The following is a 24,429-nucleotide window of genomic DNA, read 5'->3' as shown; positions in this document are numbered from 1 at the left end:
GGCCACCCAATCCCGTGGTGGGGTGCCCCGAAGGTTCGGTCCGCACCCCACCCCTTCGGTGGGCCGGTACGGTCGGTTCACGAATCCTCGTCAAACAGCGTCCAATTATCGCCGTTAACGCTCCGTTCACGAATGCATGCGAGGCAGCAGCTCGATGAGCTCGCGCCGGCCGGAGACGCCCAGCTTGCGATAGGAACTCGTCAGATGCTTCTCGATGGCGCGGGAGCTCACCCCCAACTCGGCCGCGACCTCCTGGTTGGTCAGACCGCGTCCGACGAGAGAGGTCACGGTGCGTTCGGTACGGGTGAGGGTCGCCTCCGGCGGGGCGGCCGCCGCACCGCTGCCGTCCGCCGCGCGGATCCGCTCGACCAGCCGTGGCACCCCGCACGCCGAGGCCAGCGCCGCGGCCTCCCGGAGTACCGCCGCCGCCTCGCCGCATCCCGGCCTCAGCCGCTTGCCCAGCAGCAGCAGCGTGCGGGCGAGTTCCAGTTCATTGGCCGAGGCACGCAGCACATCGACCGATTCGCGCAGCAGCCGCATCCCCTGGTCACCGTCGATCAACCGGGCCTTCACCCGCAGCGCGCGGCCGAGCGCCACGGGGGCGCCCCATTCGGTCGCCCGCAGCAGTTCCTCCTCGGCCAGCGCCCCGGCCGCGTGGGGGTCGCCGACCCGCCGGTGGAGGTCGGCCGCCCAGGGCCGCCAGGAGAAGAGCACGGGATTGCGCCAGCCCGAAGCCTCCAGCTGCCGACCGCAGGCCAGGAGGGTTTCCAGGGCGCTGGACCAGCGACCCTGCTCGGCGTCCTGTGCCGCCTTGACGAATTGCAGCGCCGCGGTCAGGGCCAGGCTCGAGGAGCGGCGCCGCCCGGGGCCGTCCAGAATCCGCTCGATCAGCGCGGAGTCCTGGAGGTCCAGGGCGACGCGGGTGAGGGCGAGGGTGGAGACGATCCCGGCCTCCTGCCAGTGCACCTCGGCCAGCCGCACGGCGCGCTCGGCGTACTCACGTGCCTGGGCGACGCGGCCGCGGGCGCTGAGCACCATGGCCTGCTGAACGTTGACGAGCGCGTCCACGACCGTGCCGCCCTGCCGCCGCGTCTGCTGCTCCATCGCCAGCCAGGAGCTGATCCCCCGTACCGAATCGGCCGCCACCAGCCCGATCACCACCAGCGGCAGCGGGGTGTGGACCTGGTCGGAGGTGGCCGGTTCGCGCTCCAGGATGCGATTGGCCAGCCGGGAGACCTCGGCCGCGGGCCATCGGGCGGTGAGCACCGCCGCGTTGAGCAGCACCGCCGTCAGCTCGCGCTCGGCGGAGGTGAGCAGCGGCGGCTCCGCCCCCAGCACGGACAGCCGCTCGACCGCCGCGGCCAGCTCCGCCGGGTCCTCGTGTCCGGCGTGCCGCAGCCGCGCCTCGAGCCGCAGCGCCACATCGCGCGCCGTGCCCTCCAGCGAGGCGGCGGGCCCCAGATCCTCGGCGACCTGGTGCAGCAGATCGATGACCGACGGGGGCCCCAGGCCCACGATGGTGGGCGAGATCCGCAGGGCCGCGGCGGCCCGGAGCCTGGCCGTGGTCAGCAGGGGGATCGCCTGGGAGATATGGCGTTCACAGGCGGCCGGGTCGAAGCCGCGCTCCGCGGTGGCCAGATCGATCAGCAGCCGGGCCCGGCCCTCCCCGGTCAGCGAGCCGTCCAGGAGGGCGCGGCGCAGATAGCGGGCGGCGGTGCGGGGCGCGCCGCGGCGCAGCGCGGTGTCCGCCGCGGCCCGCAACACCTCCACCGCCCAGGGGTGGTCGGAGCTGGTGACGGCCAAGAGCTGGGCGGCGACGAGTTCGGCGGGGCGTCCGTTGTGGTACATCAGCGCCGCCGCGGCGTCGTGCAGCCGCTCCCGTTCGGCCACCGTCATCGAGGACTCGACCGCGTCCTGCACCACCCGGTGGAGAAAGCGCGGCTCCTGCTCGGCGGCGACCAGCCCCAGCTGGTGGAGGTCGCGCAGCGCGGCCAGGAAGCCGATCGGGTCCAGCCCGGCCAGCCGGCCCAGCAGATCCGGCTCGGCCTGGTCGCCGAGGACCGCGATGGCGGCGGCCAGGTCGCGCGGGGGCCGGGGCTGGGCGCGCAGGGAGCTGGCCAGCCGCTCGCGGAGCTGGGCGGGGCGCAGGGAGCGGGCCGTCTCGGCATGCTCGGCGGTGGGCCGGTGGCCGCGCATGGCCAGGTCCGCCAGCACCGACTTCAGGAACAGCGGGTTGCCCGCGGAGCTCTCGTGGCAGGCGCGGGCGAACTCCTCGTCCCCCGGCACGCCGAACTGCTCGAGGATCACTTCCTTGGTGGCGCCGAGCGACAGCGGCGCGGGGCGCAGCACCCGCCGCGCCGCCTCGACGATCTCCCCCAGCAGTGGGTCCCCGGGGCGCCGGTAGCCGTCCCGCAGGGAGCAGACGAGCACGGCGCGCAGCCCGTGCAGCCGCTTGACGAGAAAGGCGAGCCAGCGCAGCGAGGGGGTGTCGACCCACTGAAGATCGTCCACGAGGATGAGCAGCGGGCGCTCGGCACCGGCGGTGGCCAGCACCGAGCGCAGGCCGTACAGCGCCTCCTCGGGGATGGTGACGGCCCCGTTCTCGTCGAGCGGCGGGGCGTCGTCGGAGAAGACCGTCCGGCAGAGGTCGACCCCTGCCTCGATGCGCTGCCCGCGGAGGTCTTCCGGGACGCCGGTGAGCAGACTGTCGAAGAGCTGGCGGACCACGCCGAGGTCGAAGTCCTGCTCCATCGGCGCGGCGTTGGCGCGCAGGACCCTGATCTTCTCGCCCTCGGCGAGCATCGGCAGCTGGTGCAGCAGCGCGGTCCGGCCGGTGCCCAGGGGGCCGGTGAGCAACACCAGTGACGAGTCCCCCGCCGCCGCGGCCCGCAGGGCCTCCGCGACCTGCGCCAGCTCGGCCTCCCGTTCAAGCAACATCGATTCCCCCTCCTTGCGCCGCCCGCAGCAACTCGATCAGCTCCGCGCGACCGCCGATCCCCAGCTTTCGGTACGCACCGCTGAGCCTCAGCTCCACGGTGCGTCTGCTAACGGAGAGGGTCTCGGCTATCTCCCGGTTGCCATGGCCGAGTCCGACGAGGGAGGCGGTGCGCTGCTCCGGCTCGGTCAGCGTCGCCCACGCCGGATGCGGGACGCGTCCGCGGACGGCGGAGGGCCCCGTCCGCTCGGACAGTTCGCGCACCTTCGCGACCAGCTTGCTGGAGGGCCGGTGGGCGATGACGAAGGTGAACAGCTCGGCCACCAGGGGGGCCGCGGCGCGCGGGTTCCCGGTGTCGAGTTCGGCCGTGGCAAGCTCCATCAGGGCCCCCGCGTAGGCGAGCCGGGCCGGGGTGGAGCGCAGGGTGGCCACCGCCTCGCGGAGCCGCTCGACCCGCCCCTCCCGGGCCACCCGTCCGGCGCCCAGCTGGGCCCAGCCGAGCGTGTTGGGGGCACCCCACAACCGGGCCAGCGCGAGCTCCTCGTCGGCGAGCCGCCGTGCCTCCTCGTGGTCGCCGAGGGCGTCGTGGACCCGGGCGGCCATCGAACGCCACGGCATCAGGGCGGGGTTGATCCGCCCGCGGCCCAACTGCCATCTGCCGGTGGCCCGGAACAGCTCCACCGCCTCGGGCGGCCGGTCGTCCTTGACGGCGACCAGCGCCCTGGCGAAGAGCAGGTAGCCCCAGGAGGCGCCCTCGCGCGACTCGGCGGGGGCGGAGGCGGCCGCGAGCACACCGGCCTGGCCGAGATCGCCGTTCTCCAGGGCGATGAGGATCCGGACGGCCAGCAGATACGGGATGGTGTGGCGGTGCCAGAGGGAGCGGGGCAGCGACCGCTCGGCGGCGGCCACGTCCCGTTCGGCCATGTCGAGCCGGCCGCGCCGCAGGTTCAGCTCGCCGCGGACGGCCAGGGCCTGGGCGGCGGCCGCGCGGGCGTGCCGCCTGCGCAGGTCGGTGTGGAGGATGTCCAGCCGGACCTCGGCCTCGTCCAGGTCGTCGGTCAGCAGCAGGGTCCGGGCGGCGGCGAGCCGGGGCAGGATCAGGGCGCCCGCGCCGCCGTCCAGGGTGAAGACCCGGTGGGCCAGCGCCCGGGCGGTGGGCAGGTCCGCCCCGCGCAGCGCCAGCCGCCAGGCGCGCGCCGCGGCCTGCGCCGGGCAGGTGGGGTCGTCGGGCAGCGGCGGTATCCCGTCCGGGATCAGATCGGTGTCGTCCTGCCCGTCGGACTCGGTGAGCCAGAACAGCCCGGCCAGCGCCCCCCGTTCCTCGCCGTCGATCGAGGGCAGCACGTCGACGATCGCGCGGCGCAGCGCCTTGTCGTCGCCGCGGGAGAGCCCGAGGTCGGCGGCGCGCGCCCGGGTCCGGCCGGGCCCGCCGTCGCCGGTGCGGATGATCTCCGCCAGCCGGCGGCCGGCGGCCTCGGGGGCGGCGAGCACTTCGATGGCGGCGAGTTCGATGCCCAGTTGCGCGCGCGGCACCGGGTCCAGCGGCTCCTCCAGCGCCCGCGACAGACAGGCGATGGCCTGGGCGGTCCGGCCCGCGCGCAGCGCGGCGGCGCAGGTGCGGCGCAGCACGGGGATCACCCAGGGCTCGTCGACCGGGCGGGCGGCGAGCAGCAGCCGGGCGATGTCCTCGTCGGCCACGGCCGCCCGGTAGGCCAGCTCGGCGGCGCGGGCGTGGAGTTCGGCCCGCTCGTCACCGGGCATCTCGGCGAGGATCCAGCTGCGCGCCTCGGGCCGGCTCAGCCGGAGCCCGGTTCCGGAGGCGATGGCGAGCCCGCTCTCCTGGAGCACTTCGGGCAGGCCGGGCTCGCTCGCGGCGCGGGGGCCGGCGAGCGCGAACAGCAGGGACAGATCCAGCAGATCGCCGCAGACGGCGAGCGCGCGGACGAGCGCGACGGCCGTGTCGGACAGCCCCCCGAGCACGCGGAGGGCGTGTTCACCGCCCACGGCCTCGGTGATGGTGGTCAGTTCCGGCACGCGCCCGGCGACCGGCGGGTAGCCGTGTTTGGTGAAGCGGCGCAGTGCCTCGGACAGCACCTCGGGGTTGCCCGCGCTCGCCTCCAGGGCCGCGGAGATGAAGGCGTGGTCGCCGGGGCGGCCGCAGATCAGCGCGACCGTGGCGGCCACGTCGCGCGGGGCGAGCGGGGCCAGTTCGCATTCGAGGGTGATCACCTGCTGCGGCGCGGTGGACAGGGGGCACGCGCCGGGGCGGAGCCGGCCGGTGCCGCTCAGCAGGAGGACGATCAGGGCGTCGGGCAGCCGCCGGATGAGCGCCCCGAACCAGCGCACCGAGGCCGGGTCCAGCCATTCCACATCGTCGACGGCCAGCAGTGTGGGCCGCTCTCTGGCGGTCCGCAGCAACTCGGTCAGGCCCGGTAAGCGGCTCTCGGGCCCCTGCCCGGTCAGGGCCTTCATCGAGCCGTCGGTGAGTCCGTCCATCGGGGCCAGCAGCTGTCCCACCACGCCGTAGCGCACATCGCGCTCGCCGGGGGTCGCCTTGGCGCGCAGCACCCGGAAGCCCTGGTCCTCGGCCAGCCTGGCGGCGAGGTTCAGCAGGCGGCTCTGTCCGTAACCGGGCCGGCCGATCAGTGTCACCACCGAGGAACGGCCCCGGCCCAGGTCGGCGACGGTCTGGGCAAGCATGGCCTGCTCTCGTTCACGGCCGGGGAACGGGAGCCCGTTGAGCTGCATGGTGTGACTATATGCCTGGGATGGGTCGTGCCCCTGTCATCGAACCGCCGTGCGCGCGTCAGCGCCGGCCGCGTGAGGCGAAGACCCAGGCGGGGGCCTGTGGATCGGGAAGTCGCGGCGTGTTCAGCACCGAGGCCAGCTCCCCGCGCTGACCGACACTCAGCTTCCGGTAGACGCTGGTGAGATGGGTCTCAACGGTCCGTACGGTGACGAACAGCGACTCGGCGATCTCGCGGTTGCCCGCCCCGCGCGAGGCCATCTGGGCCACCTTGCGCTCGGTGCCGGTGAGCAGATCGACCGGTGAGGCGGTGATCTCGCGCATCCGGCCGCCCGCGGCCACCAGCCGGCTGCGGGCGTCCCTGGCGAGCGCGAGCGCGCCGCAGCCCTGCGCGAGGTCGACGGCCGAGCGCAGCCGCTCCCGGGCCTCGCGCGGCCGCCCCGCGTCCAGCAGCGCCCCGCCGAGCAGAAACTCGGCCCGGGCGTACTCGGAGCGGGCGGGCGACCCGGAGAAGTGCTCGACCGCCTCGGTGAGCTGGGCGATGCCCTCCTCGCCGGCGGTGGTCACCCCGCGGGCGAGGGCGGCGAGTCCGAGCGCGCGCGGGGTGCTCCAGCGGCGGGCCAGCTCGGCGCCGTGCTCGACCAGGTCCCGCGCCTCGTCCGCCCGCTTCTCCGCCGCGAGCAGGCAGGCCGCCTCGGCCCACCAGGGCAGGAACACCGGGTTGGCGAAGCCGGACTCCTCCAGCGAGGCGCCGCAGTCGAGCAGCAGCCGCAGCGCGGTGGCGCTGTCGCCGAGCGCCCAGCGGGCCCGGGCGCGGGCCATGAGATACGAGTGGTACTCCATGACGAACCCGTCCAGGTTCGGCCGGGTGACGGCGGCCAGCAGCTCCTCGGCCCGCTCCGGTTCGCCCCGGTCGATCAGGATCGTGGCCAGCGCGGTCTGCGGCATGGTCACATTGGCGCTCCAGCGCTCCTCGCCGATGATCTCGACGGCGGTCTGGGCGTCGGCGAGGGCGTCCGGGATCGCGCCGACGCCGTGCAGCAGTTGGGCGCGGTAGGACAGGGTGATCACATACGACCACACCGCGGCGTTGTCCTGGCCGTGGCGCAGCGCGTGCTCCAGGGCCTCCATCGACTCCTCGATCTCGTCGGCCAGGCCGAGGGTGAACGCGGAGAAGAGCAGTGACCAGTTGTCGAGCCGGTCCGCGGAGCTCAGCGCGCGGCGGGCCTGCCCCACCGCCCGCTGCACCGAGCGGCCCTCCATCGCGGACAGGACCGTCATTATGGCGAGCATCTGGCGCTGGGCGGGGGTGTCCCCGGCGGGTTCGGGAATCCGCGCGAAGCGCTCCCGGACCGTGTGGATCGTGGCCTTCTCGTCGGATCCGCTGATCAGCAGCGTCGATTGGACGAGGGTGCGCAGTTCGCGGTCGCGCGGATCGGGGTCGGGCCCCAGCTCGGCCTCGAGCTCGTCGAGCACCTCGCTGAGCACCCGTACGGCGGCCGGTGACTGCTGGACGGTGAGGCAGGTGAGGCCGAACTGCACGGCGATGGGCGCCTTGGTGCGGATGTCGGTGGCCAGCGTGAGCGCCCGCTTGAGCAGGCGGACGGCCTCGGCGGGGTTGATCTCCGCGAGCGCCTTGGCGAGCGGGACATGGGCCGACAGGCTGTCCGGCTCCGCCTCCAGGACCCGGTAGAGATAGCGGGCGGCGGCCTCCGGGGCGCCGCGGTGCTCGGCCTGGGCGGCGGCCTCCCGGAGCACCCAGCCCATCCACGGCTGGGGGGTGCCGGGCACCAGCAGCACCTGGTTGGCGACCTCCTCGGCGGGCCGTCCGGCGTCGCTCAGCAGCAGGGCCGCCCTGGCGCGCAGTTCGGCCAGCCGCTCCTCCCCCGCGGCCTCCAGCACCGCGGAGCGCAGCACGTCATGGGCCAGGTCCGCCCGGTCCGGCGCCATCACCTCGGCCTCGCGCAGCTGCTCCACGGCCTCGGAGACGCGGGCGGCGGGCACTCCGGCCAGCGCGCCGATGTGCTCCGCGTCCTCCTCGCCGAGCACCGCGATGGCGGTGGCCACGTCCCGGACCCAGTCGGGCCGGGCGTCGAAGAGGGCACGCACGGACAGGGCGACCACGTAGCTCCCGACCTCGGCGATCTCGCGGATGCCGCTCTCGTCGGGCGCCACGCCCTTGGCCCGCAGCTCGCGCAACAGCCGGGTGACGGTCAGCGGGTTGCCGCCGCAGACGGCGGCGGCGCGCTCGGCGAAGGAGGGGGCGACGGGGCCGGCGAAGACCTGGTGGGCCATTTCGGCCACCTCGGCGTCGGTCAGCGGGTCGAGGCGGATCACCGCGGAACGCGGCTGGGCGAGGATGTCCGCAAGGGCCGCGGGGGCGACCGGTTCCACCTCGCTGCGCTGGGCGAGCACGACCAGCAGCGGCAGCTGGTCGGCCCGGCGCAGCAGGAAGTCGATCCAGCGCAGGGAGCGCTCGTCGCACCAGTGCACATCGTCCAGGACGAGCACGAGGGGGCCCTGGGTCATCAGGTTGGCGGCGAGCCAGTACAGGCCGTGCAGCACCGGGTAGACGCTGGCGGCCGTGGGCGGCCCCTCCTCGCCGGGGCGGGGGCTGAGCGCGGGGAGGGCGCGGCGGGCGCTGCCGCGCAGCAGCGGGGAGTCCTGGGCGTCCTCGGCCGAGAGCCCGAGGCTTCCGAAGAGTGCGCGCACCCCGCCGTATCCGGCGCCGGCCACCACTTCACCGCAGGCGCCGTGCAGCACGGTCATCTTCCGGCAGGCGTCGCTGTCGAGGAAGGCGCGCAGCAGGCTCGTCTTGCCGATCCCGGCCGGACCGGACAGGACCACCAGACCGGAGCGGGCGCTGTGGGCGGCCTCCGCGTGGGCGGTCAACGCGGCGAGTTCGGCGGTGCGCCCGACCAGCGCGCCGGGTAAACCGGAATCCGTTTTCCGGTCCACCACGCAGCCTCCTCGAGCCACAAAATACGAAGAATTATCGGAAAAGTGTGCTGCTGCCGCGATCAGCAGGCTACACGAGCGCAATGACGGCGATCAATCTCGATCAATCGTCAAGCAGAAGCCCGGAGACGGAAGGCGTGGTGAGGGCCTTCACCATTCCGTCTCCGGGCCTTTCGGTATCACTGTGTGGGTACGAGGCGTGAAGTCGTCTATGGCATCTCCCTTCGTCGGCGAACGATCACGGGGTCGTTCGGGCCGCCGCCAGGGCGGCCTCCAGGACGACGGCAGGCGGGTGGAGCTCGAACCAGACGACCTTGCCGGCCGCCGTGCAGGTGGATCCCCAGCAGCGGGAGAGCAGATCCAGCAGGTGGAGTCCGCGCCCGCTCTCGTCATCGCCGCACGCCCGGCGCACCCGGGGCTGCCCGGGGTCCTCGTCCGCCACCTCGCAGCGGAAGGCGCGGTCGACGGAGCACAGCGAGAGCGTCAGGCGGATGGGTCCGCCCGCGTGCCGCAAAGCATTGGTGACCAGCTCGCTGACGAGCAGTGCCGCGTCGTCGGCGAAGTCGTGCAGCGTCCACGCCGACAGCTGGGCGAGCGCCAGCCGCCGGGCCGTCGGCACCGAGGACGGCTCGGAGGGGAGCAGCCAGGACGTCCCGCCGCTGGTGGCCGGGGGCCGCGTGTCAGGGCGGCGCTCGGTGCTCATCGGGGAGCCGTGCGCGGGGGTGAGGGTGGCGGCGTTCATGCTGACGGGTCGGGGCTGGTCCGGGGGGCGGGGATGGCACGCCCGTCGGGAAGGATCTCACCCGTGTCCGCGAAGATCACCACGCCGTTGCAGAGCAGGCTCCATCCCTGCTCGGGGTGGGAGGCCACCGAGCGCGCCGAATCGTGATCCGGTGCGTCGGCGGGAGGACATTGGGGTTGATGGAGGCACATGGTCCGAACCTTCGATCTTCCGCCATAGGAGGCGGCGGAACTCACCGAGACCACCATCCTGGTCCTGCGCGGCCGGACGCGGCGAGGGGAGATCTCCCCGCATCGGTACCCGTCCCGTTCCCCTCCCCCGCCGGGTGGTCACGGCCGGGCGGCCGCCACTCACCCTCGGTGACCCCGGCCCGGCGCCCGCCCGGGGTGCATGCGGCGGCCCCCGGCCCGGGCATAGCCTGGAAACAGGGCTTCGGGTCCGCGCGGGCACAGGTCCCGCCCGCCCGAGGCCGGTGCGAGGCATCGATGGGTGCGGTGGCGACAGGCGCCCCGACCGGGCGGCAGACAGTGAGGCTGCCGGCCGAGGTGACGAGTTTCGTGGGACGTCGGCACGAGGCGGCCGAGGTCAAGCGGATGCTGTCCGCGTCCCGCCTGGTCACCCTCATCGGGGTCGGCGGGGTCGGGAAGACCCGGCTGGCGCTGCGGGTCGCGGACGAGGCGCGCCGCGCCTTCCCCGACGGGGTCTGGCTGGCCGAACTCGCCGATCTGGACAACCCCACGCTGCTCGCCCAGGGAGTCACCGAGGCGCTGGAGATACGCGACCACTCCTCCCGCCCGGCGATGGATATCCTCGTCGACCATCTGCGGGACCGGCAGGCCCTGATCGTCCTCGACAACTGCGAACACCTGCTGGAGGAGTGCGCCCGGCTCGCCGACCGGCTGCTGCGCGCGGCCCCCCGGCTGCGGCTGCTGGCCACCAGCCGTCAGGCGCTGGGCACCGCCGGTGAGCAGAGCCTGGCCGTGCCCACCCTGGGGCTGCCGGACCCCGGGGGGCCGCGGCCGTCGCTGGCGACGCTCGCCCGGTGGGACGCGGTACGGCTGTTCGTCGAGCGGGCCGCGGCCATCGTGCCCGGGTTCGAGCTCAGCGAGGACAACCGGGACGAGGTGGAGCTGATCTGCCGCCGGCTCGACGGCATCCCGCTGGGCATCGAGCTCGCGGTCGTACGGCTGCGTGCCCTGTCCGTCCAGCAGCTGCTGGACCGGCTCGACGACCGGTTCCGGCTGCTCACCACCGGCTCCCGCACGGTCCTCCCCCGCCACCAGACGCTGCGGGCGCTGATCGACTGGAGCTATGAGCTGTGCACCGAGCGGGAGCGGCTGCTGTGGGCCCGGGTCTCGGTGTTCGCCGGAAGCCTGGACCTGGAGGCGGCCGAGGCGGTCTGCTCGGACGAGGGCATCGACCGCGCGGAGATCCTGGACCTGGTGACCGAGCTGGTGGACAAGTCGGTGCTGCTCAGGGAGGAGCACCCGACGGCGGTGCGCTACCGGATGCTGGACACGCTGCGCCAGTACGGCCGTGAGCGGCTGGCCGCCTCCGGGGAGGAGGCCGTACGGCTGCGGCGCCACCGCGACTACTACCGCGGGCTCGCCGCGGACGCGCGGGCGGCGCTCTTCGGACCGGCCCAGGTGCAGTGGTTCACCCGGCTCCACCTGGAGCACGCCAATCTGCGCACCGCCCTGGAGGGCTGCCTGGCCGAGTCCGAGCAGACCGTATGCGGCCTCGACATGGCCGCCGATCTGCTCTACCACTGGATCACCAGCTACTACCTCGGCGAGGGCCGCCGCTGGCTGGACCAGGCCCTCGCGCTGTGCACCGAACCCGACGGGTCACGGGCACGGGCCCTGTGGACCAACAGCTGGCTGGCCGTCATCCAGTCCGACACCGACGCCGCCGCGGCCATGCTCGAGGAGAGCCGGTCCCTCGGCACCCGGCTGGACCTGGCGCCGGTGCTCGCCTACGCCGCGCTCTACTCCGGCATGGTCGCCATGTACCGGGGCGAGACCCGGTCCGCGATCGCCCTCTACGAGGAGGCCGTGGCCCGCCATCGCGCGACCGGCGATCCGGTGGGGCTGGCGCTGGCGCTCATCCGGCTCTCGCTCGCCCACTCCTTCATCGGCGACTCGCCGCGCGCGATCGCCCTGGGCGAGGAGTCGCTCGAGGTGTGCGACGCGTACGGGGAGGGCTGGCACCGGGCCTACACGATGATGGCGCTCGGCGTGGACGTCTGGCGCCAGGGCGACACCGCCAGGGCGGCCGCCCTGGAGAAGGAGAGCCTCACGTTCAACCGCTCGCTGGACGACCCGCTGGGCGTCGGGGTCAACCTCGAGGTGCTGGCCTGGATCGCGGCCACCGAACAGGACCACTCACGGGCGGCCCGGCTGCTCGGCGCCCTGAGGACCCTCTGGCACGCCATCGGCGCCCCGCTCTCCGGCTACGGGCACCTCGTCCACTACCACGAGGAGTGCGAGGCCGCGGTGCGGCGGGCCCTGGGCAAAGCGGCCTTCAACGCGGCGTGCAAACAGGGCGCCCGGCTGTCCTACGCCGAGGCGCTGGAGTACGCGCTGGAGGACGAACTGCCCAGCGGCGAGGCGGCGGGCGGGCGGCCGTCGCCGCTGACGCCCCGGGAGTCCGAAATCGCGCGGCTGGTCGCGCAGGGGCTCAGCAACAAGGAGATCGCCTCGTCCCTGGTCATCGCCCAGCGCACGGCCGAGGGCCATATTGAGCACATTTTGAGCAAGCTGGGTTTCACCTCGCGTGCGCAGGTGGCGGTCTGGGTAGCGGAACAGCACCGCACCACCGAGGCCGATGGCGAACGCCCGCCGGAGGATACGGTCTGAAGGCCGTGCCGACATTCTCAAGGGGCAAGGGGCGGAATTCTATTCGAGACCGGAGCAGGTGTCCCGGAAGTTTTCACAACCCCCACGAAAATCCTCGCCCGCCCCGGCTTCGAGAGATCATGCGTCAGGCTCGAGGGACGAGCCGCAACGGCCGTGTCAGTGCGTCGACGCGGCTCATGCGACCGAGGAGGTCCCGCCGTGACTGTTGCCGCAGTCGGCAATACCGGTGATGCCATGGAGCTTTTCCGTGGCACCGCCCACAGCCCGTCGTTCTTCGCGCTCAACCGCGCCGGGGTCACGGGTGGCGGACAGGAGCTCGTGGACTTCTGCATCCCCTGCAATCCGTACTTCCCCACCCCCGCGATGTTCGCCGTGATGGCGGTGAGGCTGCGGGACATCCTCACCTACTACCCGAGCTCCGCGGAGACCATCACCGCCGAACTGGCCGATGTGCTCGGGCTACAGCCGCAGACCATGGCGATGGGCAACGGCTCGACCGAGCTCATCACCTGGATCGACCACCTGCTGGTGAAGGAAAGCCTGGCGGTGCCGATTCCCACCTTCGGCCGCTGGACCGACCAGCCGATGGAGACCGGCAAACGGGTCGATATGTTCCAGCTCCCGGAAATGAGCGGATTCGCACTCGACCCCAACGCCTTCGTCAACTTCGTACGCTCCCGGGGCTCCCGGGTCGCCGTCATCTGCAATCCCAACAACCCCGACGGCGGGCTGGTGTCCCGCCAGGCCCTCATCGGCATCATGGACGCCCTGGCCGACCTCGATCTGATCGTGATCGACGAGTCCTTCCTGGAGTTCGCGGACGCCGAGGCGTATCCCAGCGTCGTGGACGAGGCCATCCTGCGCCCGAATGTGATCGTGCTGCGCAGCCTCGGCAAGAACTTCGGGCTCCACGGGGTCCGCTTCGGCTATCTGGTGGCCAATCCGTCGCTCGCCGTGCAGATCCGCTCCCGGCTGCCGAAGTGGAACCTCAACTCCTTCGCCGAGGTCATCGTCTTCATGCTGAAGCGGTACCGGCAGGAGTACGTGGAGAGCCTGCGCATGATCAGCCGCGACCGGCAGCAGATGACCACCCAGCTGGCCGGGCTGCCCGGGATGACGGTCTTCCCCTCCCAGGGCAACTTCGTCTTCGTCAAGCTGCCGGCCGGGACGGACGGCGGCTGGGTCCGCGACCAACTGCTGTCCCAGCACGGAGTGCTGGTGCGCGAATGCGGCAACAAGCTGGGCAGCAGCAGCCAGTTCATGCGGTTGGTGGTGCGTTCCCAGCCGGATGTGCAGCGACTGCTGACCGGGCTGAGCACGGTGCTGTACGGGACGTCCTTCTACGCCCCGCAGGTCGGCTGGGACCAGCAGCCGTCGCTGCCCTCGGGATACGCGGGGTCCTCGGGGGCCATGGGGGCCCTGGGATCCAGCACCTCGCAGGCGCAGTTCATGGACTACTCCTACCAGCAGCCGCCCCAGCTGCCCGCGGCGCCGATGGCGCAGGAGCCCCAGCCCATGTACTCCGCGGCCGCGCTTCCGGCCCCGCAGGGCGTCTCCGGCGATCCGTACGGGCAGGCGTCCTTCGCGGGCGCCGGCGCGGGCGCCGCGCCGGGGTACGTCCAGCAGCAGCCGCTCCCGGAGCTGTCGCCCGCGTATGTCGCCACTCCCCCGGCCCAGCCGCCCCTGTACCAGGCCCCGGCCGCGCTGCCGCAGCCCCAGATGGTCCAGGCCCCGCAGCCGCAGATCCCGCAGCAGGTGCCTGCGCAGCAGTTCCAGGCCCCGCCGTCGCAGCCGGCCCAGAGCCAGGCGCCGCAGGGCCAGGCGCCGTTGATGCAGATGGCGCCCCAGCCGCAGAGCGCGCAGTACCAGGGCGTCCAGGCGCAGACCTCCCAGATGGCAATGGTCCAGGTCCAGGGCGCCCAGGGGCAGGGGACGGCTGCGTACGTCCAGACCCGGCCCGAGGAGACGACGGTCGACCAGATCCCGGTCTACGGGCAGCAGGACACCGGAATACCCGAGCCGTCGCCGATGGAGCGGACGCAGGCCATGACCTACGACCCCGCCGAGCTGAGGGCCGCGGCGGCAGCGGCCCCGGTCGTTCCCCTCAGCGAGCAGGAGGACGACCCGACCGGCCAGACCCCGGCGATGAAGCGCTATCCACGCCCCGCGGCGTACCTCCAGGACGACTCGACCGCATGACCGGGCCCCGCCGCCGAGGTCATGCCCGGCGCAGCCGGTCGTCGCACGGCCAGGCCGGGGAGACCCCGGCCGCCGCGCAGACCGCGATATGCAGCAGCAGGGGATGGGTGTACGGCTCCCCGTCGTCCGGCCAGTGCACCACATCGGGCTCCGCACTCCCCGTGGGACCGGTCCGCCGCCCGGGCGGGCCGGTCACCATGGCGCCGACCGCGTAGACGGCCGGTGCGGGCCAGTCGACGCCGACGTCCGAATGGGGCGGCACGATCCACCACCAGCACCCGGCGCCGGTGAGCACACATCCCGCCCGGGGCAGCAGGGCCATCACCCCGGGGCCGTGCCGCTCGGCGATCCCCACCGCGTCGTAGGCCCGGTCCGTCCGCAGCCTCGAGGGCAGTTGAAGGCGGTGGCGGCCGGACACCGCACGGAATCCCCGCCGGCCGAACCGGCCACGGACGAGGCCGGTCAGCGCACCGGCGAAGGCGTACGTCATCTAGGGGCACTTCACAGAGGTCGGGCCGATGGTGCCTGCGGTCGCCGCGGCGGAGCACGGTAACGGGATCATGCCGCAACTATGCGCACCGCCGGGGACACTTGGCAAGGCTCACTCTGAATTGTGCAGAGTCGTCAGTGCAATGTGTCCGTTCCGCACTGGCCATGGCACACTGCGAACATCAGCGTTGGGGAGGGTCAGGGAGGGATTCAGGTGAGCGAACCGCGGTCGGCCCCGACCGTGGGCCAGGTCGTCCTCGGCAAGAGGCTCCAGGATCTGCGGGAGAAGACGGGATTCAAGCGGGACGAGGCGGCCAGGGTGCTGCGGGTGGCGCCCGCCACCATCCGCCGCATGGAGACCGCCGAGGTCGCGCTGAAGGTCCCGTATGTGCAGCTGCTGCTGGACGCCTACGGGGTCACCGGTGAGGAGCTCGATTCGTTCATCACCCTGACCGAGGAGGCCAACAAGCCGGGCTGGTGGCAGCGGTTCCACGACATCCTGCCGGACTGGTTCAGCGTCCACGTCAGCCTGGAGGGCGCGGCCGAGATGATCCGGGCGTACGAGCCGCACTTCGTGCCCGGGCTGCTCCAGACCGAGGACTACGCCCGCGCGGTCATGCAGACCGGTGCCGTCGGCCAGGCCGGTCCCCGGCAGGCGGAGCGCCATGTGGCACTGCGCATGGAGCGGCAGTCCCTGCTCACCCGGCGGGATCCGCCCCGGCTGTGGGTGGTGATGGACGAGACGGTGCTGCGCCGGCAGGTGGGTTCGGCGGCGGTGATGCGGCAGCAGGTCGACCGGCTGCTGGAGGCCGTGGAGATGCCGCACATCACGCTACAGATCTCGGAGTTCACCTCCGGGCACCATCCGGGCACCTATGGGCCCTTCGTCCTCTTCCGCTTCGCTGTACCCGAACTGCCGGACATGGTCTACGTCGAGTACCTGACCGGCGCCGTCTACCTGGATGAGCGCATCGAGGTGGCCTCCCATCTGGAGGCCATGGACCGCATGGCGGCCCAGGCGGCAACCGCACGACGCACAAAGGAAATCCTCCAGGATTTCCGCAAGGAGCTCTGATCGGAATGGATCGCATTCACAACGGCATGCGCGCGAGCGACCTCGGCGGTGAGGGCTGGCAGAAGCCGTGGAGCGGTGGCAACGGCGGCAACTGCGTCGAAGCCATGAAGCTGGACGACGGCCGGGTCGCGATCCGTCAGTCGACCGATCCGGACGGTCCGGCGCTGATCTACACCCGCAGCGAGATCATCGCGTTCATCCAGGGCGCCAAGGCGGGCGAGGCGGACTTCCTCGTCTGCTGACGCGGCCCCCGTGCGCCGACGGCCGGTGGCCGTCGGCGTCGGCGTGGCGTCGGTGTGCCGCTACGTGGCGTCGGCCGCCAGTGCCCGCAGCAGACCGATGGTCAGCGCGGTACGGGCCGGGATCGGGGCGAGCACGGTGTGTTCGTGGCGGGCGTGGGCGCCGGAGCCGAGGGCACCGAGCCCGTCGAGGACCGGACGGCCGAGCGCGGAGACGAAGTTGCCGTCGCTGGCACCGCCGACCGCGGTCTCCTCCAGCTCCCATCCGTGTTCCGCGGCGATCGCGTGGGCCCGCTCGAACAGTCGGCGGGACGGATCGCCCGGGACCATCGGGGGACGGTTCCACTCACCGGTGACGGTCAGCCGCACCCGCTGGTCGGAGGGGGTAAGGGCGTGCAGCGCCGCGTCGATCCGCTTCATCTCCTCCGGTGCGGCGATCCGGACGTCGATACCGCAACTCGCCCGCGCGGCGATCACATTGCGTCCCGTGCCCCCGCTGATCAGCCCCACGTTCACCGTGGTCCCCCGCTCCGGGGCGCTGAGCGCGGCGATCTGCGGGACCACCTCGGCCAGCGCGTGGATGGCGCTCGCGCCCGCGAACGGGTCGAGACCCGCATGCGATTCGATGCCGTGGGCCGTCACATCGAACAGCCCGACGCCCTTGCGGGAGGTCTTGAGCGCCCCGTCCAGCGACGCCTCGAAGACCAGCGTGGCCAGGACGTCCTCGCTGAGCCGCTCGATATGGCGGCGGGAGGCGGGGCTGCCGATCTCCTCGTCGCCGTTGAGCAGCAGCCGCACCGAGGGGTGGGGAAGCTCCAGCTCGCGCAGCAGCCGCAGGGTCCACACGGCCTGCACCAGGCCCGTCTTCATATCGAAGACACCGGGGCCGCTCGCCCGGCCGTCCTCGACCTCGAAGGGCCATTCGGCGAGCGTTCCGGCCGGCCACACCGTGTCGTAGTGGCACAGCATCAGCACGGTGCCGGGGGCCGTGCCGCGATAGGTCAGGGCGAGCACATCGCCCTGCGGTCCGCAGTCGTGGCGCTCGGTTCCGTCCGGCTCGCCGAGCCGGTCGACGATCCAGCCGCTGATCGTGGCGAGTCCCGCGTCCAGCAGCCGCTTGTCGTTGCTCGGCGTCTCCAGCTCCACCAGTGTCCGTAGGTCTTCGATCATCTCGGGCAGCGCCTGGGCGGTGGCGGCGGCGAGGTCGGAGGGGGTCATGCGATGAGGATCCTTCCCGGGGGTGGCGGGGTGAGGGAGCGGCTGGGGATCAGCGGACGGGCGCGCCGGGGCCGAGCGGAATGCCCAGCGCCCACCAGACGTAGAACAGCAGGGTCCAGGCCACCAGCATGGCCACGGACAGCGGCAGGGTCAGTGAGGCGAGGGTGCCGATTCCGGCGGACCGGCGGTAGCGCTGGAGGAAGCCGAGCGCCATGACGAAGTAGGCGCTCATCGGGGTGATGGCGTTGGTGCAGGAGTCGGCGATGCGGTAGACGGCCTGGGTGGCCTCCGGGGGGATGTGCAGCAGCATGAGCATCGGCACGAAGACCGGGGCCACCAGCGCCCACATGGCCGAGCCGCTGGTCATCGCCAGATTGATCACCGTGCACACCACCACGATGCCGAGGAAGGCGACCGGGCCGGTGACCCCGAGGTCCTTGAGCAGATCGGCGCCACGGATGGCGACCACCTGGCCGACACCGGTCCACTTGAAGTAGGCGAGGAACTGGGAGATGGCGAAGAACAGCACCAGGATGGGGGCCATCTCCCGCATGCCCTGTGCCATGAAGTCCGGGATGTCACGGCCGCCGCGGACGGTGCCGGCCGCCCGCCCGTAGACCGCGCCGAGGAGGGCGAAGAGCAGTCCGAGCACCACGGCGATTCCGGAGAGCACGGGCGATTCGACGATGCTGCCGCCCTCGCCGCGCAGCGGTGACCCGGTGGGGATCATCGCCACCACGATCACCGCGAGGTAGACGACGAGGGCGACGGCGGCGCGGCGCAGTCCGCGGCGCTCCTCGGGTGCCAGGGCGAGCTCGACGTCCCCGGTGGCTTCCCCGTCCGTCTCCCCGGTCTCGTCCTCGGGCTCGGGCGGAAGTGCCGCCACCCGCTTCACCAGCACCTTCTCGGTGACGAAGGTGATCACGGCGGCCAGCACCACCGAGGAGGCGAGGGAGAAGAAGTAGTTGGACAGCGGGGTGACGACATAGCCGGGGTCCACGGTGTGCGCGGCCGCCGTGGTCAGCCCGGACAGCACCGCGTCCATCGGGGTGATCAGCGGGCTGGCGTCATAGCCGGCCGATACGCCGACGAAGGCGACCACGATCCCCAGCAGCGGACTGCGTCCGACGGCCCGGAAGGCCAGCCCGCCGAGGGGGACCAGCGCCACATAGGCGGCGTCGGACGCGATGTGGGCGACCATCGCGGTGAAGGCCAGCGCGAAGGTCATCCAGCGCGCCGGGACCTTGGCGACACCGGCCCGCAGCATCGCGGCGAGCAGCCCCGACCGGTCGGCGACGGCGACACCCAGCATGACGACCAGGATGGTGCCGAGCGGTGGGAAGGTGGCGTAGTTGGTGATCGCGTCGTTGATCATCGACCGCACGCCGTCGACCGAGATCAGGCTGCGCACCGCCACGGTCTTGTCCCCCGCCGGATCGACCGCGGAGACGTCCGCGGTGGCGAGGCCCCAGCTGATCAGCGCGAGGAAGGCGCTGAGGATCGCGAACAGCCAGAAGGGGTGGGGAAGTCTGTTGCCCGCTCGCTCGACGGCGCCGAGCACCCGGAGCAGTGCGGACAGCGCGGCCGAGGAGTCCCCGGGCGCGTCGGGAGGCGGTTTGCCGGGGGTGTTGTCGGGTGTGGTCGTGGTGTCGTTGGAACTCACCGTCCGCACTCCTTCGTCGACGACGCAGTAGTGGTCGTCCATTAGAGAAGGCATGACGGAATGAGGCAAGTAAAAGACTTGTTACGCAAGAATGATTCACGCCTGGAACACCAATCGCACGATAGATTCGTACGCATGGCAGCCGTTCCCCCCACCCCACCGGTGCTCGACGACGCCGACCTCGATCTGGTGGCCGCCCTGCAAGTGGCGCCGAGGGCACCGCTGAGCGCGCTGGCCGAGGTGCTCGGCAGCTCCGCCAGCACCGTCGGCCGCCGACTGGCCCGGCTCGCGGAGGAGCGGCTGCTGCGGGTGATCGGGCAGGTGGAGTGGCCGATGCTGGCCGAGGGCAACCCGATGCACATCTGGGTGGCCACGGCCCCGGGGCAGGCGTGGGAGGTGGCGCGGCAGCTGTCCGAGCTGCCCGAGATCCCGTTCGTCGCCACGACCACGGGCCGCGCGGATGTCTACTGCTCCCTGCACGCCACCCGGCGCGACCGGGCGCGTGAGCTGCTGACGACACGGATCCCGTCCGTCCCCGGTGTGCGGTCCGCCCATACCGAGCTGGTGCTGCGGGCGACGGCGAAGTCCGACTCCTGGCGGCTGCGGCGGCTGGACGACGCCCAGGTGCGGGCGTTGCGGGAGGTCGCCGATCCGGTGGAGGAGCCCACGGCCGTCACCGGGTTCGGCGACGACGAGCTGCGGGCCATGGAGCTGCTGCGCCGGGACGGCCGGGCGAGCGCCGCCGATGTGGCGCGCGGGCTCGGCATCAACCGGTCCACCGCCTACCGGCTGACCCAGTCACTCCTCCAGCGCGGGCTGGTGCGGCCCCGCGTGGAGATCGAACCGGCGCTGCTCGGCCATCCGCTGGAGGTCGTGATCGAGCTGCATGCCGCGCCCGGGGCCATCCAGGAAGTGGCCGACGCGCTGGCCCGGCATCCCTCGGCGCGCTACGTCTCGATCGTGGCGGGCACCTCCTCGGTGATCCACCACGGGGTGTTCCGGGACGAGGACGGCCTGGCCGAGCTGCTCACCCGCGATCTGGCGACGCTTCCCGGCATCACCGCCTGCGAGGTGTCGGTGGTCCTCGATGTGCTGCGCCGGTACTGGATCGGCCGCGCGGACGGAAGGCTGCTGGGCCAGGACCGATGAGTTCCGCGCGGTGCGCCGGTCTGAGGGTGAGACAGGGGGCGGCGCCTTCCCTCCCCCGCTCACCGAGGAGACACCATGAGCAGCGACGAGATCACCATCAGCCGGGACCTGGACGCACCGCGCGAGACGGTGTGGCGGGTGTGGACCGAGCCGGAGTACTTCGCCCGCTGGTTCGGCGCCGCACCCGAGTCCGTCGACCTCGACGTCCGGCCGGGTGGTGCCTGGAGGGCGACCGTCGCCACGCCCGCGGGCGAGATGCCGATGCGCGGTGTCTACCGCGAGGTGGTCGGCCGGGAGCGGCTGGTGTGGACGCTGGACCTGCCGCAGGGCGCGATGGAGATGACCGCCACCTTCGCCGATCTGGACGGCGGCCGGACCCGGGTGGTGCTCCGGCAGCCGGCCCCGCCGCAGGAGCAGTGCGCCCAGGCCGAGGAGGGTGCCGCCCGGCTGCTGGACGCCTTCGCCAAGGTGCTCGCGTCGGTCTGACCGGTCACTCCCCCGGCGGCCCGTCCCACTCGACGACGTCCACTTCGTCGCCCACGGCCAGTTTTCCGGCGCGGACCACGGAGAACTGGCAGCCGAACAGGGTGGCGCCGCCGGGGCCGCGCCGGTAGCCGGCCATGGTGCGCAGCGGTTCGGGGCCCGCCTTGACGCCCTCGCTCTGATCGACCGTCGTCACGACGCACCGGGCGGTGTGTTTGGCGAAGCCCAGCTCGGCTCCGCCGATGGCCATCCTGCGGACCCGGTCCTCCTGATGGGGTTCGTCCCATCCGCCGATCACGATGCCGGGGCGGAAGCGGTTCATCGGCAGTTCCGCGCCGCCCGCCTCGGCGATCCGCTCGTTCAGCCCGTCCAGGCTGGCCCGGGAGACGATGTGCACCGCGGCGCTGTCGGCGTAGCCACAGGTGCCGGGGATCCATCCGTCGGTCACCCGGTCGTGCTCCGGGGGCACCCGCACCAGCCTGCTCGGCGCGCCCAGGAACCGGGAAAGCCACGTGGCGGCGTCCTCGCCCTGGTCGATGCCGCGATAGGGCGTGTCGAACACGGTGACCTCGCGCCGGGCGGAGGTGGTGTCGATGTCGATGGCCACCTCGTCCTCGCCGGGTGCGGACAGGGTGAGCCGGGTGCCGTGCGGGTCGATGGCGGGGCGGATGACGGCGAGCCGGGGATCCCGCCGCTGAGTGCGGCACTCTCCGTCCTCGCCGATGACCATGAAGCTGCGGTCGTGTCGCAGACCCGCCTCCGTCAGCAGCGCCTCGGACAGGGAGACGCCCGCACAGCCCTTGATGGGATAGCAGGTCAGCTCGACAACGGTGGCCACGTGGGCACCTTACCCCAGGAGGTGGCGGCGTCTTCGAGCGGCCGATCGAGGCGCTCATTCCGCATCGCCCGGTGCCCGACCGGCGTTTCATGGCACGGCCCGGCTGCGCCATGCGCCCCCGGCCCGGCGTCCAGCGGCAGGGCGTAACGCCGAGTAGGCCGAATGACCCACCGCGCGCGGCCGGTGACCACTCGCATGCGCCGTAGGCGCGCCGCGCCTCCCGTCGGCGGGGACCCAAAACGAACCGTTTCCAGGGAGCGGCGGACGAGGCCGCGGGAAAAGCGCGGCCCCCGGCGCCGCCCGGGGTCCCGGACAGGCGGGGTGAAGGGTGATTATTCCGGGGCCGCTCCCGCGAGCGGCCGGAAGGGAGGAAGTCGATGTGAGGCAATGATATGCGCGGCGGCGCGGTTCCCGCTATACACGGGCGGCGTGATTCTCCGCCAGTTCCCCACCGCCATGACGACCGGCCCTTTTCGGAGAACTGCCGGGCGCACGGCCGGTCGGCGAGGCGATGCCCGACAAGAGATACGGTAAACGCCGAGTCAAGTCCGTTCCATGGCCCATGAGTTGGCCAGGCGCGCAAGCGGCTTCTCCTGTTCCGCGGGCCATACGGGGGCGAGCGGGCATACGAGTCGGGCCCGGGTTCCGCACCCGGTGCCCTCGGGAGCGAGCCGTAGGGCGCGCCGGTGCCGAAAGCGACGAGGAGCAGGGAGCGAGGAACGAGCGACCGTCGACGAGGAGTGTCGGCACCGGATCAGAGCGCTCGGAGGCGAGCGACCCAAGACGAGGCGGTCGCCCAGCCGTCTCCCCTCCGCCTCCTCGCCGTGTCGTCGCCCGGGCCGCGTCCGCTCCCGGCCGGCCCCGGGCCTGAACGCCACGGTCGGCGGCGGGCCCCGTCGATACGTTTCAGTCTCCCGCCGCACCCTGGAGAACTCCGCCGGGCACCTCCGGCGCGTTCGCTCACGCGTCCCCCACTTCCCCGCCCCACCGCAAGGCCGTCCTATTTCCCGCCCCTCCCGCCGTCTCCCGCTCTCCCCTTCCTCTCCTCCTCTCCCCGGCATTCCCCGGATGCCGGAGAGGGGACCGGAACGGCCGGTTCCAGCGCGGTGCCGCGCGGTTACGGCCGCCCGCTCGGGCCCGCCCGCCAAGCGGCCGATCTTGACCGGGCGGTGAGGCAATAGCGCCGGGGAAGATCCCGCGCCGTGCGTCCGGCCCGCACCGGACGCCGTATTGAGCCGCCCGCCGCTCGTCCGGTCTTCAACCTCCCGCGCCCCGGCGGCAATTCACCCGGATCGCCGTCCGAGATCGGTCACCGATCACCCGGAAACCAATCCGACGGAATAGCGTCCGGCCCGTCCGGCGCCCCGGAGAATCATTTCCCGCCGTACGAGGACGTCCGGCGGCGCGTGATCACCCGCGCCCGTCCCCTGCCCGCCGCTCCCGCCCCGCCGGCGGCCGTGCGCCCCCGGCCCTCCATGCGCCTCCCACCGCACAACTGAGGGGGCGTCAACCGATTCCGGGGTGGCACCGGGCGGCGCGCGACGGTCCATGAGGCCCCCTGCGCCTTGTGACCGGCGGGGCCGGGCTGCGGTACTCGTGACAGCCCGCCGGGTCCTCCGGAGGGCGACGTCGAGAGCCGTTGTGGAGAGGAACCAGCCTCATGGCCGTACGAGGAAGTCACCGACGCCCCGCATCGCCCAGCCGGGTCTCGCCGCTGTGCGCGGCGCTCACCGCGGGTGGTGTCGGCATCGTCCTGCCGCTCCTCGGCACCGGCGCCGCCCACGCGGCCTCGGTCGACACCTGGAACCGGGTCGCCAAGTGCGAGAGCGGGGGCAACTGGCACATCAACACCGGCAACGGCTACTACGGCGGACTGCAGTTCTCCCAGCACACCTGGGCGGCGTTCGGCGGCACCGCCTACGCCGCGCGGGCCGATCTGGCGTCCAAGGCCCAGCAGATCACCGTGGCGGAGGCGGTGCTGCGCAAACAGGGCCCCGGCGCATGGCCGGTGTGCTCCGTCCGCAGCCGGCTGACCCGGTCCGGGCCACCCGCCGCGGTGACGAGCCAGAACGCCCACCCCCGCGCCCAGCACCCGGCGAAGCCCAAGAAGTCGGCCAAGTCCGCCGCGAAGTCCCGGGCCCGGCAGCACACCGCCCGGCGCGCGGCGGCCTCCGGCTCCTACGCGGTCGTCCGCGGCGACACACTCTCCCGCATCGCCACGCGTGCGTCGGTCAGGGGCGGCTGGAAGGCGCTGTACCACGCCAACCGCGGGACCGTCGGACCGAACCCGGATCTGATCCACCCGGGGCAGCGGCTGACCCTGCCCGCGGGCTCCCGGCATCCGCACAAGGCGGCGCCCCGCCGGCGCGCCTCGGCGATCTCGAGCCACACGGCGGTCCGCAAGACGGCGGCCCGCCCGCATATGGCCCCGGTCAGCGGGCCGGTCAGCGCGGGGTACGGCGTCCGCGGCTCGCGGTGGGCCAGCGGCCATCACACCGGCGTGGACTTCGCGGTGCCCATCGGCACCTCCGTGCGCGCGGCCGCCCCGGGCACCGTGGTGGCGGCCGGGTGGGGCGGTGCCTTCGGCTACCAGGTGATCATCCGCCACGCCGACGGGCTCTACACCCACTACGCGCACCTGTCGGCGCTGACGGTCCGCACCGGGCAGTCGGTCCAGGCGGGCCACCGGATCGCCCGGTCCGGCAGCACCGGGAACGCCACCGGACCGCATCTCCACTTCGAGGTCCGCACCGGCCCGCGCTACGGGTCCGACATCGACCCGCTGGCCTATCTGCGCTCCCACGGCGTCAGCGTCTGACGCCGCACACCGGACGCAT

16 protein-coding genes are annotated in these 24,429 nt (G+C 72.8%); 7 read left to right on the top strand and 9 right to left on the bottom strand.

The window, feature by feature from the left end; all coding sequences use genetic code 11:
* Window positions 1-126: 126 nt before the first annotated feature.
* From KHP12_RS00210 to KHP12_RS50315, 5 genes are all read right to left on the bottom strand, one after another.
* Window positions 127-2,937, bottom strand: a complete 2,811-nt coding sequence (locus KHP12_RS00210; RefSeq protein WP_211831209.1) for a helix-turn-helix transcriptional regulator — start codon at window positions 2,935-2,937, stop codon at window positions 127-129.
* The gene (locus tag KHP12_RS00205; protein ID WP_211831208.1) at window positions 2,927-5,683 is read right to left on the bottom strand and encodes an AAA family ATPase; all 2,757 of its coding nucleotides are present in this window, start codon (window positions 5,681-5,683) and stop codon (window positions 2,927-2,929) included. Before KHP12_RS00205 ends, KHP12_RS00210 begins: the two co-directional genes overlap by 11 nt.
* A 58-nt stretch (window positions 5,684-5,741) precedes the next feature.
* Entirely contained in the window at window positions 5,742-8,642 is a 2,901-nt protein-coding gene (locus KHP12_RS00200) for a helix-turn-helix transcriptional regulator (protein WP_211831207.1), read from the bottom strand.
* A 235-nt stretch (window positions 8,643-8,877) separates the two neighbouring features.
* Complete coding sequence (locus tag KHP12_RS00195) at window positions 8,878-9,381, bottom strand: ATP-binding protein (RefSeq protein ID WP_210608725.1); 504 nt, start codon at window positions 9,379-9,381, stop codon at window positions 8,878-8,880.
* Window positions 9,378-9,572, bottom strand: a complete 195-nt coding sequence (locus KHP12_RS50315) for a DUF5999 family protein (RefSeq protein ID WP_245009811.1) — start codon at window positions 9,570-9,572, stop codon at window positions 9,378-9,380. Before KHP12_RS50315 ends, KHP12_RS00195 begins: the two co-directional genes overlap by 4 nt.
* A 366-nt stretch (window positions 9,573-9,938) precedes the next feature.
* Here KHP12_RS50315 and KHP12_RS00190 point away from each other — a divergent pair, with 366 nt between their 5' ends.
* Window positions 9,939-12,239 carry an ATP-binding protein gene (locus tag KHP12_RS00190; protein WP_308016715.1) on the top strand — a complete coding sequence of 767 codons (2,301 nt, stop codon included), beginning with the start codon at window positions 9,939-9,941 and terminating at the stop codon, window positions 12,237-12,239.
* A 234-nt stretch (window positions 12,240-12,473) separates the two neighbouring features.
* A complete protein-coding gene (locus KHP12_RS00185; protein ID WP_167442663.1) occupies window positions 12,474-14,438 on the top strand; it encodes a pyridoxal phosphate-dependent aminotransferase in 1,965 nt (654 codons plus the stop codon).
* A 19-nt stretch (window positions 14,439-14,457) separates the two neighbouring features.
* Here KHP12_RS00185 and KHP12_RS00180 read toward each other — a convergent pair whose 3' ends face one another.
* On the bottom strand, window positions 14,458-14,928 hold the full coding sequence (locus KHP12_RS00180) for a hypothetical protein (protein ID WP_037957378.1): 471 nt from the start codon (window positions 14,926-14,928) through the stop codon (window positions 14,458-14,460).
* A gap of 213 nt (window positions 14,929-15,141) precedes the next feature.
* Here KHP12_RS00180 and KHP12_RS00175 point away from each other — a divergent pair, with 213 nt between their 5' ends.
* Window positions 15,142-16,002 (top strand): Sco1979 family transcriptional regulator, encoded by an 861-nt coding sequence (locus KHP12_RS00175; protein ID WP_037957377.1) that lies wholly within the window; start codon window positions 15,142-15,144, stop codon window positions 16,000-16,002.
* Between the two features lie 5 nt (window positions 16,003-16,007).
* Window positions 16,008-16,244 (top strand): DUF397 domain-containing protein, encoded by a 237-nt coding sequence (locus KHP12_RS00170; protein WP_086884243.1) that lies wholly within the window; start codon window positions 16,008-16,010, stop codon window positions 16,242-16,244.
* Between the two features lie 60 nt (window positions 16,245-16,304).
* Here the strand turns inward: KHP12_RS00170 and KHP12_RS00165 are convergent, their stop codons facing one another.
* Window positions 16,305-17,459: a M20 family metallopeptidase gene (locus KHP12_RS00165; RefSeq protein WP_211831205.1), complete on the bottom strand. Its 1,155-nt coding sequence runs from the start codon at window positions 17,457-17,459 to the stop codon at window positions 16,305-16,307.
* A gap of 49 nt (window positions 17,460-17,508) precedes the next feature.
* The gene (locus KHP12_RS00160) at window positions 17,509-19,164 is read right to left on the bottom strand and encodes an AbgT family transporter (RefSeq protein ID WP_208653149.1); all 1,656 of its coding nucleotides are present in this window, start codon (window positions 19,162-19,164) and stop codon (window positions 17,509-17,511) included.
* A 93-nt stretch (window positions 19,165-19,257) separates the two neighbouring features.
* Here KHP12_RS00160 and KHP12_RS00155 point away from each other — a divergent pair, with 93 nt between their 5' ends.
* Window positions 19,258-20,271 (top strand): Lrp/AsnC family transcriptional regulator, encoded by a 1,014-nt coding sequence (locus tag KHP12_RS00155; RefSeq protein ID WP_086884091.1) that lies wholly within the window; start codon window positions 19,258-19,260, stop codon window positions 20,269-20,271.
* Window positions 20,272-20,346: 75 nt separating this feature from the next.
* Window positions 20,347-20,757: an SRPBCC family protein gene (locus KHP12_RS00150; RefSeq protein ID WP_086884092.1), complete on the top strand. Its 411-nt coding sequence runs from the start codon at window positions 20,347-20,349 to the stop codon at window positions 20,755-20,757.
* A gap of 4 nt (window positions 20,758-20,761) precedes the next feature.
* On the opposite strand, the gene KHP12_RS00145 is transcribed toward KHP12_RS00150, so the two are convergent.
* Window positions 20,762-21,592 carry an MOSC domain-containing protein gene (locus tag KHP12_RS00145; protein WP_211831204.1) on the bottom strand — a complete coding sequence of 277 codons (831 nt, stop codon included), beginning with the start codon at window positions 21,590-21,592 and terminating at the stop codon, window positions 20,762-20,764.
* A gap of 1,660 nt (window positions 21,593-23,252) precedes the next feature.
* On the opposite strand from KHP12_RS00145, the gene KHP12_RS00140 reads away from it, so the two are divergent.
* Window positions 23,253-24,410, top strand: coding sequence for a transglycosylase family protein (locus KHP12_RS00140; protein WP_210608726.1), 1,158 nt, complete (start codon window positions 23,253-23,255; stop codon window positions 24,408-24,410).
* Window positions 24,411-24,429 lie beyond the last annotated feature (19 nt).

Source organism: Streptomyces asiaticus, assembly GCF_018138715.1.
GTDB lineage: Bacteria > Actinomycetota > Actinomycetes > Streptomycetales > Streptomycetaceae > Streptomyces > Streptomyces asiaticus.
This window is presented reverse-complemented; position numbering and strand designations above follow the sequence as displayed.

Bases quoted from the DNA above. Each gene is read 5' to 3' on its own strand.
- KHP12_RS00210 (WP_211831209.1), bottom strand. From the start codon at position 2,937: ATGTTGCTTGAACGGGAGGCCGAGCTGGCGCAGGTCGCGGAGGCCCTG.
- KHP12_RS00205 (WP_211831208.1), bottom strand. From the start codon at position 5,683: ATGCAGCTCAACGGGCTCCCGTTCCCCGGCCGTGAACGAGAGCAGGCC.
- KHP12_RS00195 (WP_210608725.1), bottom strand. From the start codon at position 9,381: ATGAACGCCGCCACCCTCACCCCCGCGCACGGCTCCCCGATGAGCACC.
- KHP12_RS50315 (WP_245009811.1), bottom strand. From the start codon at position 9,572: ATGTGCCTCCATCAACCCCAATGTCCTCCCGCCGACGCACCGGATCAC.
- KHP12_RS00185 (WP_167442663.1), top strand. From the start codon at position 12,474: ATGGAGCTTTTCCGTGGCACCGCCCACAGCCCGTCGTTCTTCGCGCTC.
- KHP12_RS00180 (WP_037957378.1), bottom strand. From the start codon at position 14,928: ATGACGTACGCCTTCGCCGGTGCGCTGACCGGCCTCGTCCGTGGCCGG.
- KHP12_RS00170 (WP_086884243.1), top strand. From the start codon at position 16,008: ATGGATCGCATTCACAACGGCATGCGCGCGAGCGACCTCGGCGGTGAG.
- KHP12_RS00165 (WP_211831205.1), bottom strand. From the start codon at position 17,459: ATGACCCCCTCCGACCTCGCCGCCGCCACCGCCCAGGCGCTGCCCGAG.
- KHP12_RS00160 (WP_208653149.1), bottom strand. From the start codon at position 19,164: ATGGACGACCACTACTGCGTCGTCGACGAAGGAGTGCGGACGGTGAGT.
- KHP12_RS00155 (WP_086884091.1), top strand. From the start codon at position 19,258: ATGGCAGCCGTTCCCCCCACCCCACCGGTGCTCGACGACGCCGACCTC.
- KHP12_RS00150 (WP_086884092.1), top strand. From the start codon at position 20,347: ATGAGCAGCGACGAGATCACCATCAGCCGGGACCTGGACGCACCGCGC.
- KHP12_RS00140 (WP_210608726.1), top strand. From the start codon at position 23,253: ATGGCCGTACGAGGAAGTCACCGACGCCCCGCATCGCCCAGCCGGGTC.